10 protein-coding genes and 1 riboswitch are annotated in these 12,377 nt (G+C 68.4%); of the genes, 5 read left to right on the top strand and 5 right to left on the bottom strand.

Annotated elements, in window-relative coordinates; genetic code table 11:
• Positions 1-62 precede the first annotated feature (62 nt).
• A riboswitch (cobalamin riboswitch) is annotated at positions 63-289 on the bottom strand.
• 170 nt (positions 290-459) lie between these two features.
• On the bottom strand, positions 460-1,407 hold the full coding sequence (gene ylqF / locus ACFOPH_RS00675; RefSeq protein ID WP_312553981.1) for a ribosome biogenesis GTPase YlqF: 948 nt from the start codon (positions 1,405-1,407) through the stop codon (positions 460-462).
• A 183-nt stretch (positions 1,408-1,590) separates the two neighbouring features.
• Here ylqF and ACFOPH_RS00670 point away from each other — a divergent pair, with 183 nt between their 5' ends.
• Entirely contained in the window at positions 1,591-1,857 is a 267-nt protein-coding gene (locus ACFOPH_RS00670; protein ID WP_379732837.1) for a hypothetical protein, read from the top strand.
• Positions 1,858-2,065: 208 nt separating this feature from the next.
• Here the strand turns inward: ACFOPH_RS00670 and ACFOPH_RS00665 are convergent, their stop codons facing one another.
• From ACFOPH_RS00665 to ACFOPH_RS00650, 4 genes are all read right to left on the bottom strand, one after another.
• Entirely contained in the window at positions 2,066-2,947 is an 882-nt protein-coding gene (locus tag ACFOPH_RS00665) for a hypothetical protein (protein ID WP_379732835.1), read from the bottom strand.
• 303 nt (positions 2,948-3,250) lie between these two features.
• Complete coding sequence (locus ACFOPH_RS00660; RefSeq protein WP_379732833.1) at positions 3,251-4,510, bottom strand: hypothetical protein; 1,260 nt, start codon at positions 4,508-4,510, stop codon at positions 3,251-3,253.
• Entirely contained in the window at positions 4,500-5,378 is an 879-nt protein-coding gene (locus tag ACFOPH_RS00655) for a hypothetical protein (protein WP_312554084.1), read from the bottom strand. The genes ACFOPH_RS00660 and ACFOPH_RS00655 overlap by 11 nt, the downstream gene beginning before the upstream one ends.
• Before the next feature lie 252 nt (positions 5,379-5,630).
• Positions 5,631-6,560 carry a histone deacetylase family protein gene (locus tag ACFOPH_RS00650; RefSeq protein ID WP_312554085.1) on the bottom strand — a complete coding sequence of 310 codons (930 nt, stop codon included), beginning with the start codon at positions 6,558-6,560 and terminating at the stop codon, positions 5,631-5,633.
• Positions 6,561-6,760: 200 nt separating this feature from the next.
• Between ACFOPH_RS00650 and ACFOPH_RS00645 the strand changes: the two genes are divergently transcribed.
• Genes ACFOPH_RS00645 through mltB form a run of 4 tightly spaced genes read left to right on the top strand, consistent with a single transcriptional unit; the run spans position 6,761 to position 12,073 of the window.
• Positions 6,761-7,681 carry an AAA family ATPase gene (locus tag ACFOPH_RS00645; RefSeq protein ID WP_379732831.1) on the top strand — a complete coding sequence of 307 codons (921 nt, stop codon included), beginning with the start codon at positions 6,761-6,763 and terminating at the stop codon, positions 7,679-7,681.
• An 8-nt stretch (positions 7,682-7,689) separates the two neighbouring features.
• Positions 7,690-8,814, top strand: a complete 1,125-nt coding sequence (locus ACFOPH_RS00640; protein ID WP_379732829.1) for a DUF58 domain-containing protein — start codon at positions 7,690-7,692, stop codon at positions 8,812-8,814.
• Positions 8,811-10,823, top strand: a complete 2,013-nt coding sequence (locus tag ACFOPH_RS00635) for a transglutaminase family protein (RefSeq protein ID WP_379732827.1) — start codon at positions 8,811-8,813, stop codon at positions 10,821-10,823. The genes ACFOPH_RS00640 and ACFOPH_RS00635 overlap by 4 nt, the downstream gene beginning before the upstream one ends.
• Positions 10,820-12,073 carry a lytic murein transglycosylase B gene (gene mltB, locus ACFOPH_RS00630; RefSeq protein ID WP_312549018.1) on the top strand — a complete coding sequence of 418 codons (1,254 nt, stop codon included), beginning with the start codon at positions 10,820-10,822 and terminating at the stop codon, positions 12,071-12,073. The genes ACFOPH_RS00635 and mltB overlap by 4 nt, the downstream gene beginning before the upstream one ends.
• Positions 12,074-12,377: the final 304 nt, after the last annotated feature.

Here is a 12,377-nt window from a genome sequence, read left to right as displayed (position 1 = left end):
CTTTTGAAAAGTGTGCACCCGGCCCTGCGTCCCCGCAAGCCGGATTCAACGAACGTTCCTTGGGACGTTCACCTGTCCTGGCCGGTATCCGGGCTCGCAAGTCGGACCGCCTCACCTTCCTATGCCGGGGCACAGTGGTCTTCGAGGGGCCAGTCGCCGGGGCGACGCTTGTTTACCGTTGCGGGGGCAGCACACCTTGGCCGCGCGCCGGAGGCGCCGCGGACTCGTGTTTCCCGTTTAACTGCGCACGCCGATTGCGTGCGCGGGCACCAGAACGGGGAGGATTATATATCGGGCAAGGGTGGCGGTCGATGCACGGGGCGCGTGGATGCGTGCCGTGAGCCCGCGTGGGTACGAGTACCCCCCCTCCGAGGACCGCTTTTGTAGGGTGGGCTCTTGAGCCCACGCGGTCTCATCGCCCGATCAGAGGCAGCAGGCGAATCAAGCGTTCTACGCGGCTCAGGTCCCGCGCTTGCCGCGCGCGGCTTCCTCGGCCCTGGCGGCGGCCTTCTCGGCGGCGATGCGCGCCTTTTCGGCCATCTCGACTTCGTGGGCGGCGATGCGCACGGCGCGCGTTTCCGGGGTTTCCAGGCTGATGCGACCCAGGGCGCCGGTGCGGTAGTCGTGCAGCAGCACGTGGGCCGCTTTTTCGATGTCGTACTCGCCGCCGCGCACGCGGAAACCCCGGCGCGAGGCCACGTTCTCGACCACGGCGATGCCGTCCATGCCTTCGGTCTTGAATCCGTAGCGGGCGGTCAGCAGCTGCGGGTAGCGTTCGAGCAGCAGGTCGCCCAGGAAGAAGGCGACTTCCTCCTCGATCAGGGCGTTGGTGCCGATCGCGTGGCTGGCGGCGAGCATCATGCCGTCGCTGTCCATCTCGATCTTCGGCCACATCAGGCCCGGGGTGTCGACCAGCACCGTGTGCTTGTCGAGGTAGAGCTTCTGCTGGGTCTTGGTCACGGCCGGCTCGTCGCCGACCTTCGCCACGCGCTTTTTCAGCAGGGCGTTCATCAGGGTCGACTTGCCCACGTTCGGGATGCCCATGATCATGATGCGCAGCGGCTTGGTCGGCACGCCGCGGTGCGGCGCCAGCGACAGCGCCAGCTGCGGGATGCGGGCGACGTCGGCCGGCTTCTTGGTCGTCATCGGGTAGGCGGTCACGCCTTCCTGGGCGTCGTAGAAGGCCTTCCAGGCGGCGGTGGCGACCGGGTCGGCCAGGTCGATCTTGTTCAGGATCTTGAGGCAGGGACGCTGGCGGAACTTGCGCATCTTCTCGACCAGGGGGTTGCGGCTCGCCTCCGGCAGGCGCGCGTCGAGCACCTCGATCACCAGATCGATGTTTTCCATCTGCTCCTCCGCCTGCTTCTTGGCGGAGTTCATGTGGCCCGGGAACCATTGTATCGACATGCTGTGCTTTCCAATTTCTTCTGACAAGGCGGCATTTTACGCTGGCCACCGCTGCGGCGTCCCGGCCACATGTCGCAATGTTTCCAATAGGAATGAAATTGGCTTGATCCGTTGCAATAACGAATCACTCAGGCTGGGCACCATGAGCTGACCGGCTGCCCCTGGCCGGATGAGGAGAACATCATGGAATTCGCCCGCAACGCGGAAATCTGGATTTTCGGCGCCTTCATCGTGCTGGGAGCGGCGGCCTGCCTCAGCGGCCCGGCCGAGCGCGCCGCGCCGGCGCCGACGGCGCGCACCCTGCCCGATGCGGTGTCGAACGCCGTGGCCGAGGGCGAGCTCGCGCAGCCGCTCATCGATCCGAGGCAGCCGATGTATGTCGTCTACGTGGTCGGCAAGCGGCCGACCGCGATGGAGAAGCGCGCCGCGCGCAAGAGCGGCGCGGGTTGAACGGTGTCGCAGGTTGAACGCGGCGCCGATGATGTACCGTAGGGTGGGCGGCTCTACCGGTACATATGCTCAGCCGCGTAAGGTGCGCCGCCCACGCGGTGATAGTTAGCGGCTCCGATCCCGTGCGCGATGATTTTGCCGCCAACGATCACCACGTGGGCGGCACACAGGGCGCGTCTGCTCACCGCCGACGATCTAACCGCCCACCCTACCGCGCCAGCATTTCCATGTCGCGCCGCACCAGACCGGTCACGCCGCCCCAGTTGCGGTCCGTGTAGTGTCCATAGTCCTCGCCGTCGTCCCTGAACACCACCGAATGCCAGGTCCATTTCGGCCGCCCGCCCTGGTTGTTGCCATCGCCCAGGGTCAGGTCGTTGCAGAACCAGTCGCCCGGGTTGCAGAACGAGCTGCCCGAGCCGCCCGAGACCCCGCCCGCACTGTGATAGGCCACCACTTCGTCGTCCTGGCCCGGCAGGACGAAGGAATACAGCGTGCCCCTGGCCGCGGAATACATGTAGAACCAGATGCCGCGCGTGTCGTTGTGGTTGTACAGCGCGCGCGCCGTGGTCACCTTGTGCTGCTCGACCATCGGCTCGTCGGTGGCCCAGGCGCCGATGTTGGCCAGTTCGCTGCCGCCTCCGGAACCCGCCGCCACCCTCACCCACTTGATGTTCCAGCCGGTCTGGGTGCCGCCGCCGGCGGTGCAGACGCCGGCGCCGTTCGCCTGGGCGTTCGTCACCGGCCGCGCCGAGCCGCCGTAGTTGGCCAAGGTATAGCCGAGCAGCAGGTCGCCGGCGCTGTGGGTGGCGATGTAGCACCAGTTGTTGCCGGTGCAGAAGCAGTCGAGCGCGTTGCGCACGTACCCGCTCTGCGAGGCGACGCCGCTCCTGCCGTCCCAGTTGACCGCCTTCTTGTTGACGCCGGCCGGGGTGGCATTCGGGCCGAAATAGGTGAAATCGTCGTAGTTGCCGATCGCGCCGCCGCCGGTGCGGCCGTGGATCCACAAGGTGTAGTTGGTGGCGCTGGCCAGGCCGGCGGCGAACATGCCGGGCAGACACAGCGCAAGTGCAAGGCGTGCAGGACGTCCCATGTCTTCCTCCGCTTTTTGTTGTACCGGCCATGCAAAGGCAAGGGGCGCAGCGCGTCAATCGTGCCGATACAAGCGTCAGGAGAAGGATACTGAACGGCGAGGCGCATGACTTGATGCCGGCAATCGTAGGGTGGGCGGCTCGACCTTGAACGAAGAGCAGCCGTCGTGCTCTCGCGCCGCCCACGCGGTGATGGTTGGCGGCAAGATCATCGCGCACGCGAGCGGAGCCGGCAGCGATCACCGCGTGGGCGGCGCACGGCTCGCGTCTGCGCTGCAATCCCGGTGCAGCCGCCCACCCTACGGTCACTTCTCGCAGGCGCTCGGCGGTAGCGGCTGGCCGGGATCGAATTTCTCCAGTTCGCCGCGCGCCAGCTTGCGGTCCTTCGCGAATTCCGTCAGGTAGCGCTCGCGCTCCTCGCTGGTCCACTCGGTGTCCGAGATGCCGTCCAGCGAGGTGGTCCGGCTCTTGAGCACCGGCCCTTCCAGGCGCGGCATCAGCTCGCGGTCGGGGTCGACGTTTTCCCTGAGCAGGTAGCCGTCGACGTCGCGCAGGGTCAGGGGCAGCGCCGGCGCGCCGTCGTGCATCAGCTTGCCGAACACGGTGAGCTTGATCTCGTTCGGCCCCGGCCCGAGCACATCGTTGAAGGTGGCCAGCGCGAACGGGCGGCCCCGGGCGTCGTCGACGCGGCCGGTGATCACGTAGCGGCCCGGCTTGCGCACGTCGGCGCGCAGCACGAAGGCGAGCGAACCGTCCTCGACGATCTCGCGCGGTTGCCCGGCCCAGAGCGCCGGCACCGAGGGCGAATAGATCACGTCGAACACCTGCACGCCTTTCTGGCCGCCGGCCGTGTAGCGCACTTCGGTGCGGATCGTGCCGTGGAAGCCGGCCAGTCCGCTCTGCGCCGGCGTCAGCACGGCGGCGAAGGCGCCGTCGCCCGGCACCGGATCGGCGCCGGCGCCGTCGTCGGCGAAGGCCAGCGCGACCTGCGTGGTCGGCCGCGCGCCGGTCGTCATGATCCCGGCCGCCACCGCGCGCGTGACCACCAGCGGCAGCACGCTGCCGTCCGGCGTCACCGCGCGGATCGAGAACGCGACCGATTCGCCGGCCGCCATGTAGACCCGCGACTGCGAGGTCTGCAGCAGGATGTTCGGGTTGCTGCTCCTGTCGCCCGTGCGCATCGGCATCATCTCGGTGACCGGGCGGTTCGGATAGGCCTGGTCGGAATTCTGCGCCATCGGCCGCGAACCCATTGGATACTTGCTGCCCTCGCGGTAGCTGCAATAGGTGTGGTCGGTCAGCTGGACGTTCTCGACCAGTTGCTGGCGCCGCCGCGCGCGTTCGGCGGCGGCCGGCGCCGGGTCCGGCTGCCCGCCCACCTGGCCGAAGAACTGCGGGCCCTGCGGAGACTGGGCAGCGCCAGCGGCCGGGGTGGCCGGGGCGGCCTCCCCTGGGCCGCGCAGGGCGAACCAGCCGATGGCCGCCACCAGCACCGCAAGCAGCGCCAGCGGCAGCCAGCTGCGCAGGCTGCCCTCCTCCTTCCTGCGTGAACGTTCAGAGAGCACTGTTCACCACGGCGTTGCGGACCACCCCGACGATGCCTCCCCAATTGCCGCTAGCATAGTGGTTATAGGCTTCGCCGTCGTCGCGGAAGCTGACCGAGTGGTAGCTCCACTTCGCCGTGCCGCCTTCGTTGGCGGCCGTGCCCAGGGTCAGGTCGTTGCACAGCCAGTCGCTCGGATTGCAATAGGAGCCGCCGGCACTGCCGGCCACGCCGCCGCTGCTGTGGTAGGCGATGGCTTCGTCGTCCTGGCCCGGCAGGATGCCGGAATAGGCGGTGCCCTTGGCGCCGGCGTACATGTAGAACCAGACGTTGCGGGTGGTGTTGTGGTTGTACATGGCGCGCGCGGTGGTGGTCTTCAGGTCCTTGACCAGTTCCTCGGTCAGGGCCCAGGAGCCGGCGTCGGCCAGCTCCGAGCCGCCGCCCGCACCCGAGGCGACGCGAACCCACTTGATGTTCCAGCCTGTCTGCGAGCTGCCGTCGGTATTGCCGCAGACGCCGGACGAGTTCGGGGTCGCGTTCTTCTTCACGCGTGCCGAACCGCCGTAGTTGGCCAGGGTGTAGCCGAAGATCAGGTCGCCGGCGCTGTGGGTGGCGATGTAGCACCAGTTGCCGCCGGTGCAGAAGCAGTCGAGCGCGTCGCGGATCTTGCCGCTTTGCGAAGCGATGCTGCTCTTGCCGTCCCAGTTGACCGCCTTCTTGTTGACGCCGGCCGCGGTGGTGCCTGGTCCCCAGTAGGTGAAGCTGTTGTAGTTGCCGATCGTCCCGCCGCCGCCGCGGCCGTTGATCCACAGGGTGTAGTTGGCCGCGGCCGCGATGCTGGACGCCGCCATCAGGCACAGCGCCATCGCCGTCTGGAATGCTTTCTTCACAATCTCCTCCTTCTCGTTAGAGTGGACGCCTGTGTCGAACACCATCGCTGCCGGCTCGCGCAGGCGCAGCCGTTGTTACGGCTGAGCTGACTGTATGTCCCGCATGCAAATGAGTCAATCGTGCAATTGACCAGAGAAGATTTTGTGGTTTTAAAACAAATGCGTAGGGTGGGCACTCCGTGCCCACGCGTGAACGATGAACATTGTTAGCCGATTTTGATGCGCCAACACCATGCGAATATCAATACGCCATCAATCCAGGTCCGCCAGCACCTTCAGGTGCGCCACCACGCTGCGCCCCAGCGCCGACAAATCGTAGCCGCCTTCCAGGCAGCTGACGATGCGCCCGCCCGCGTGCTCGCGCGCCACCGCCATCACTTCGCGCGTGATCCAGGCGTAGTCGGCCTCGACCAAGGCCATGCCGCCCATGTCGTCGTCGCGGTGGGCGTCGAAGCCGGCCGAGATGAAGATCATCTGCGGGCGGTGGGCGTGCAGCGCCGGCAGCCAGTGCTCGCGCACCAGCTGGCGCACGACGTCGCCGCCGCTGCGAGCCGGCACCGGGATGTTGACGTTGGTGGCGGTGACCGGCTCGGGCTCGGAATACGGGTAGAAGGGATGCTGGAAGAAGCTGGCCATCAGCACGCGCGGATCGTCGCGGAAGGACTCGGCGGTGCCGTTGCCGTGGTGGACGTCGAAGTCGACGATGGCGACGCGCTCCAGGCCGTGCGCTTCCAGCGCATGGCGCGCTGCGATCGCCACGTTGTTGAACAGGCAGAAGCCCATCGGTTCGCCGGGGCGGGCATGGTGGCCCGGCGGGCGCACCGAGCAGAAGGCGTTCACCAGCTCGCCCTGGACCACGGCGTCGGTGGCGGCGACGGCCGCGCCGGCGGCGCGCAGGGCGGCCTGGTAGCTGGCATGGCAGAGGATGGTGTCGGAATCGAGCGGGTAGAACTCGCCTTCCGCCGGCAGGTGGTCGCGCACCAGCGCCAGCGCGCCCTCGGTATGGTTGCGCAGCAGCGCCGGCACCTCGGCCAGCGGCGCCAGGCGGCGCTCGACCAGGCCCTCGAGCCGGGCCAGGATCAGCTGGTCGTCGATGGCTTTCAGGCGGTCCGGCGACTCCGGGTGCCAATCGCCCATGTCGTGCCGCAGGCAGTCGGGGTGGCTGTAGATGGCTGTGCTCATGGTGCGCTCGTGGTGAAACTCATGGTGGACTCATGGTGGACGCTCCTGGCGGCCGTGCCCGCTCCTGCTGCTCATCCATACACCGGACATCCCGGTTCTCGCATAGAATCGACCGTAGGGCCGCGGGAAAGAAAGATTGCCAATAGCGCTAATCTACCATGCCGCCCGGACCATCGCAGCATTCGACCATGGAACCTAGCATGTTCAACAAATTGCACGACGCAGCCCGCCAGGTCGGCCAGATCGTGGTCGGCAAGGACCAGCAGGTGCGCCTCGCCTTCACCTGCCTGCTGGCCGGCGGCCACCTCCTGATCGAGGATGTCCCCGGCGTCGGCAAGACCACGCTGGCGCACGCGCTGGCGCTGTCGCTGGGCCTGCGGTTCAACCGGGTCCAGTTCACCAGCGACCTGCTGCCGGCCGACGTGGCCGGCATCTCGGTCTACGAGCGCGAGAAGAACGGCTTCGTGTTCCACCCCGGCCCGATCTTCACCCAGGTGCTGCTGGCCGACGAGATCAACCGCGCCACGCCCAAGACCCAGTCCGGCCTGCTCGAAGCGATGGAAGAGCGCCAGGTGACGGCCGACGGCGTCACCCGGCCCCTGCCCGAGCCCTTCTTCGTGCTCGCGACCCAGAACCCGGCGCACCAGGTCGGCACCTTCCCGCTGCCCGAGTCCCAGCTCGACCGCTTCCTGATGTGCCTGTCGCTGGGCTACCCCGACCCGGCCGCCGAGCGCGCCCTGCTGATGGGCGAGGACCGGCGCGCCATGCTGCGCACGCTGCGGGCAGCCATGAATCCGCTCGAGCTGATGGACGCGCAGGCCGCGCTGCGCCGGATCCACGCGTCCGCCGCCCTGATCGACTACGTCCAGGCCCTGGCCCAGGCCTCGCGCCAGGGCACGCTGTTCGCCGAGGGCCTGTCGCCGCGCGCCACCCTGGCGCTGCTGCAGGCGGCGCGCGCCTGGGCCGCGCTGGAAGGGCGCGACCACGTGCTGCCCGAGGATATCCAGGCGGTGCTGGTGCCGGTCTGCGCGCACCGCCTGCGGCCGCTGAAGTCGGCCCAGGGCATGGCCCTGGCCAGCCGCGACCTGGTGCTGCAGCTGCAGAAGTCGGTGCCGGTGTAAGGAGCCGCATGGGAAGCGACATGGCGCAGGCGTCCGCAGGATCGAGCGCAGGATCGGCCGCAGAATCGGCCGCAAAACCGGCCACAGGATCGGCCACAGGATCGGCCACTGAATCGGCCACGGACCCGGCCGCGGGCTGGCTGGCCCGCAAGCTCGGCGCCCGCCGCCACGGCCTGCGCGACGCCGGCGCGCTGGTGCTCGGCCAGCGCCGCATCTACATCCTGCCGACCGGGCCGGGCCTGGGCTTCGGCGCGCTGATCCTGGTGCTCCTCGTCGGCTCGATCAACTACAACCTCGGCCTCGGCTACGCCCTCACCTTCATGGCGCTGTCCTGCGCGCTGGTCGACATGGTGCTCACCTGGCGCAACCTGGCCTACCTGGTGCTCTCGCCCGGCCGCGCATCCAGCGTGTTCGCCGGCCAGGAAGCGCCGTTCGACCTGCTGCTCACCAATCCCGGACCGCGTGCGCGCTACGCGATCCGGATCGACCTCGCCGGCGCCGGCGAAGAGCGCCACGTGGCCGACGTCCCGGCCTCGTCCAGCACCGGCGTGCGCATCGCGGTGCCTGCCGGCGCGCGCGGCTGGCTGGCGGCGCCGCGCCTGGTCCTCTCGACGCGCTTTCCGCTCGGGCTGTTCCGCGCCTGGGCCTACTGGCATCCGCAGGCGCAGGCCCTGGTCTATCCGTTTCCCGAGGAAGGCGCGCCACCCCTGCCCCTGCCTCGAACGGGCGGCGCGCGCAGCGACGGCGCCGGCCAGCCCGGCAGCGACGACTTCGCCGGGGTGCGCGCCTACCAGCCGGGCGACCCGCTGCGGCGCCTGGCCTGGCGCCAGATCGCGCGCCTCGACCCGAGCGAGGGCGGGCAACTCGCCACCAAGCATTTCGAAGGCGGCGCGCGCGACGAACTGGTGCTCGACCTGGCCGCGCTGCCGCCGCGCGAGGACCTGGAGCTGCGCCTGTCGCGCATGACGCGCTGGGTGCTGGAAGCCGAGGGCCGCGCCCTGCCCTATGCCTTCCGGCTCGGCGCCCACGCTTTCGACGCCGGACTCGGCGCGGCGCACCAGGCGGCCTGCCTGCGCGCGCTGGCGCTGTACGGACGCGGGGATGACAACGGCGGCAGCGGGAGCGCGCCTTGAAAGCGGCACTCGCACGCATCGCGAACCTGCCGCGCGACAAGGCCGACACCCTGCTGCTGCTCGCCAGCGCGCTGCTGGTCCTCCTCCCGCATACGGCGCACCTGCCATGGTGGGTCTCGCTGCTGTGCGGCGCCACCTTGGCCTGGCGCGCCGCGATCACCCTGCAGGGCAAGCGCATGCCGCCCAGCCTGCTCCTGCTGCCGCTCGCCTTCGCCGCCATGCTGGGCGTGATGCACAGCTACCAGACCCTGCTCGGGCGCGACGCCGGGGTCGCGATGCTGGTGCTGCTGGTAGCCTTCAAGATGCTCGAGATGCACGCGCGGCGCGATCTGTTCGTGGTGGTGTTCCTGTGCTTCTTCCTGGTGCTGACCAACTTCTTCTACGAGCAGGGCATCGTCACCGCGCTGCTGATGGCGCTCTCGGTGCTGCTGCTGTTCACGGCCCAGATGAGCTTCCAGTTCGCCGGCGCGGTGCCGCCGCTGCGCGAACGCTTCCTGATGAGCGCGCGCATGCTGGGCCTGGCCGCGCCGCTGGCCCTGGCCCTGTTCTTCCTGTTCCCGCGCATCCAGGGCCCGCTGTGGGGCCTGCCGGGGGATGCCGGCGGTGCGCGCACGGGTCTGTCCGAGACCATGGCGCCGGGCATGATGGCGAACCTGGCGCAGTCGCAGGAAGTGGCCTTCCGCGTCAGGTTCGACGGCGCGCCGCCGCCGCGCGAGCAGCTCTACTGGCGCGGCCCGGTGCTGGGCGACTACGACGGGCGCACCTGGACCCGCGTCGGCGCGGCCCGGCGGCAGGGCCTCGAGGACCGCAGGCTGGCGCTGTCGGTCGCCGGCGAGCCGCTGCGCTACGAGGTCACGCTGGAGCCGGCCAACAACCGCTGGCTGTTCGCGCTCGAGATGCCCGAGCGCCTGCCCGGCGTCGCCAGCAACGCCGCCCAGCTGAGCGCCGAAGTCGAAATGACGACCCTGCTGCCGATCGCTGCGCGGCTGCGCTACCAGGTCGCCTCGTTCGTCCACTACCGGCTGCAGGCCGACGCCCTGCCGTTCGACGCCGACCAGTGGCTGCAGCTGCCCGCCGACGGCAATCCGCGCGCGCTGATGGCGGGCATGCAGCTGCGTGCGATTCCCGACCCGGCGCGCCGCGTCGACACCGTGCTGCGCGGTTTTCGCAGCGAGCATTACGTCTACACCCTGGATCCGCCGCTGCTCGGGCGCGACGCCGTCGATGGCTTCCTGTACGGCAGCCGCGCCGGCTTTTGCGAGCACTATGCCGGCGCCTTTGTCTTCCTGATGCGCGCCGCCGGGATTCCCGCGCGCGTGGTCACCGGCTACCAGGGTGGCGAGATCAATCCCCTGGACGGCTACCTGACCGTGCGCCAGTCCGACGCCCACGCCTGGGCCGAGGTCTGGCTGGCGCGGCGCGGCTGGGTGCGCATCGACCCGACGGCGGCGGTCGCGCCCGAGCGCGTCCAGCGCGGCATGGCCGGCGCCGTGCCGCCGCGTCCGCCCTTCGGCATCGAAGGTCTTGGCGGCCTGGTCGGCATCGACGGCGCCGCCCATCCCTGGCTGCTGCAGCTGCGCTATGCCGCCGGCGCCATGAACAATGGCTGGAACCAGTGGGTGCTGAACTACACGCCGCAGCGCCAGCGCGGCATGGTCGACCGATTGCAGGCCGCGCTGCTGGACTGGCGCTTGCCGCTCTGGCTAGGCATCCTGGCAATTGTGTTGTTGCTGGTCCGCACATTACGTCGCCGCCGGGAAGTTGATCCGGTCGATGCGCTATACTCGGCCCTATGCACGCGCCTGTCCCGCCTTGGGCTTGCGCGCTCGGCAGACGAGGGGCCGCGGGCCTACGCGGCGCGCATCGCGGCCGCAGGCAGGCTGGCGCCGGAAGCATTGGCCGCCGCCCAGGAATTCCTGCACCGCTACAGCAGCTGGCGCTATGCGCCGCGCGGCGCCGACGCCCATCTTGCCACGACCTTGAAGCGCCTACTTTCGCAAGTCAGATGAAACTGTTCGTACCCGCACTCGCCGCCTTCCTCCTCGCCGCCACCCCGATTTCGCAAGCAAGCGCCGCCGACAGCGGCCAGGCCGCCAAGACGCGCCCGGCCAAGGCGTCCCAGGGCGCCAAGGCCGGCAAATCCGCCAAGGCCGCGAAGACGGCAAAAGCTGCGAAGGCGGGCAAGGACAAGGCCGCCAAGGCCAACGCCAAGCCGGTCAAGAAAGCCGTGGCTGCGGCCGCGGTAGCCGCGACGGCGGTGACGGCGGCGAAAACCATCGACTACGATGGCGAGCAGGTCAATTTTGCCGAGTGGCAGGCGGTGCGCGACTTCGCCGACGAAATGGCGGCCAAGCACGGTTTCGCACGCGGCGAACTGGACACCCTGATGCGCCAGGTGCGCTTCGTCGAGTCGGCGGTGCAGCTGGTTAAGCCGGCGCCGCCGGGCAAGCCGAAGAACTGGCAAGCCTACAGCGCCCGCTTCATCGAACCGATCCGCATCAATGCGGGTGTGCGCTTCTGGAACGAGAACGCCGAGGCGCTGCAACGCGCCGAAGCGACCTATGGCGTGCCGGCCGAGATCCTGGTCGGCATCATTGGCGTGGAAACCGTGTACGGCCGCGACACCGGCCGTTTCCGCGTGCTCGACACCCTGACCACCCTCGCCTTTGCCTATCCGGAAGCGCCGAACCAGGCCGCGCGCGCCGCCTTCTTCCGCAGCGAACTGGAAAACGCGCTGCTGCTGGCGCGCCACGAGAACATCGATCCGTTCTCGCTGCTGGGCTCGTTCGCGGGCGCGGTCGGCCTGCCGCAATTCATGCCGGGCAATATCTTGAAATACGGCGTGGATTTCGACGGCGACGGCCACGTCGACCTGCGCGGCTCGACGTCCGACGCCATCGGCAGCGTCGCCAACTTCCTGGTCCAGCACGGCTGGAACCCGCGCGACACGGCGCCGGCCGTGATCCAGGCCTCGGTATCGCCCAGCCGCGCCTGGGAACCGCTGCTCGAGCGCGGCCTGAGCGCCACGCTGCGTCCCGACGAGTTGAACGCCGCCGGCGTCACGCCCGACATTCCGCTCCCTGACGGACGCCTGTACGGCCTGGTCGACCTGCAGAACGGCGCCGAGCCGACCGAGTACTGGGCCGCCAGCGACAACTTCTTCGCCATCACCAAGTACAACCGCAGCTATTTCTATGCGATGTCGGTCATCGACCTGGGCCGCGCAGTGCGCGAAACCCGCGACAATGCCCTGATGTAAGCTATTGTAGAGCCGGAAACTTTGTAACAGGTTGTAACTTCAACGGCAACTTTTTGCCGCAGTGAATTCTTTTCAACCCCAGGTACTCCCCTGGGGTATCCCAGTTGCCCCGGTTTCTATACTCTATGGAAACATTCTCGGGGACGACATACTCCCCAAAGTGTTATCAACCGAGCATATCATTTTGAAACGTGCGGCGGGCAAAACCTGTTTCCTTTACATTTAAGTTTAACGAAAAAACAATTATTTTTTCCGTGAGTTTGTGAGAGAATTGCATTGCGGCTATTGTTGCGATTAGACAACA

Origin of the sequence: Massilia haematophila (assembly GCF_042647645.1) — a bacterium.
GTDB classification, from domain to species: Bacteria; Pseudomonadota; Gammaproteobacteria; order Burkholderiales; family Burkholderiaceae_D; genus Telluria; species Telluria haematophila.
The sequence above is the reverse complement of the archived record's forward strand: the minus strand, read 5'-3'. Positions and strand labels throughout refer to the sequence as shown.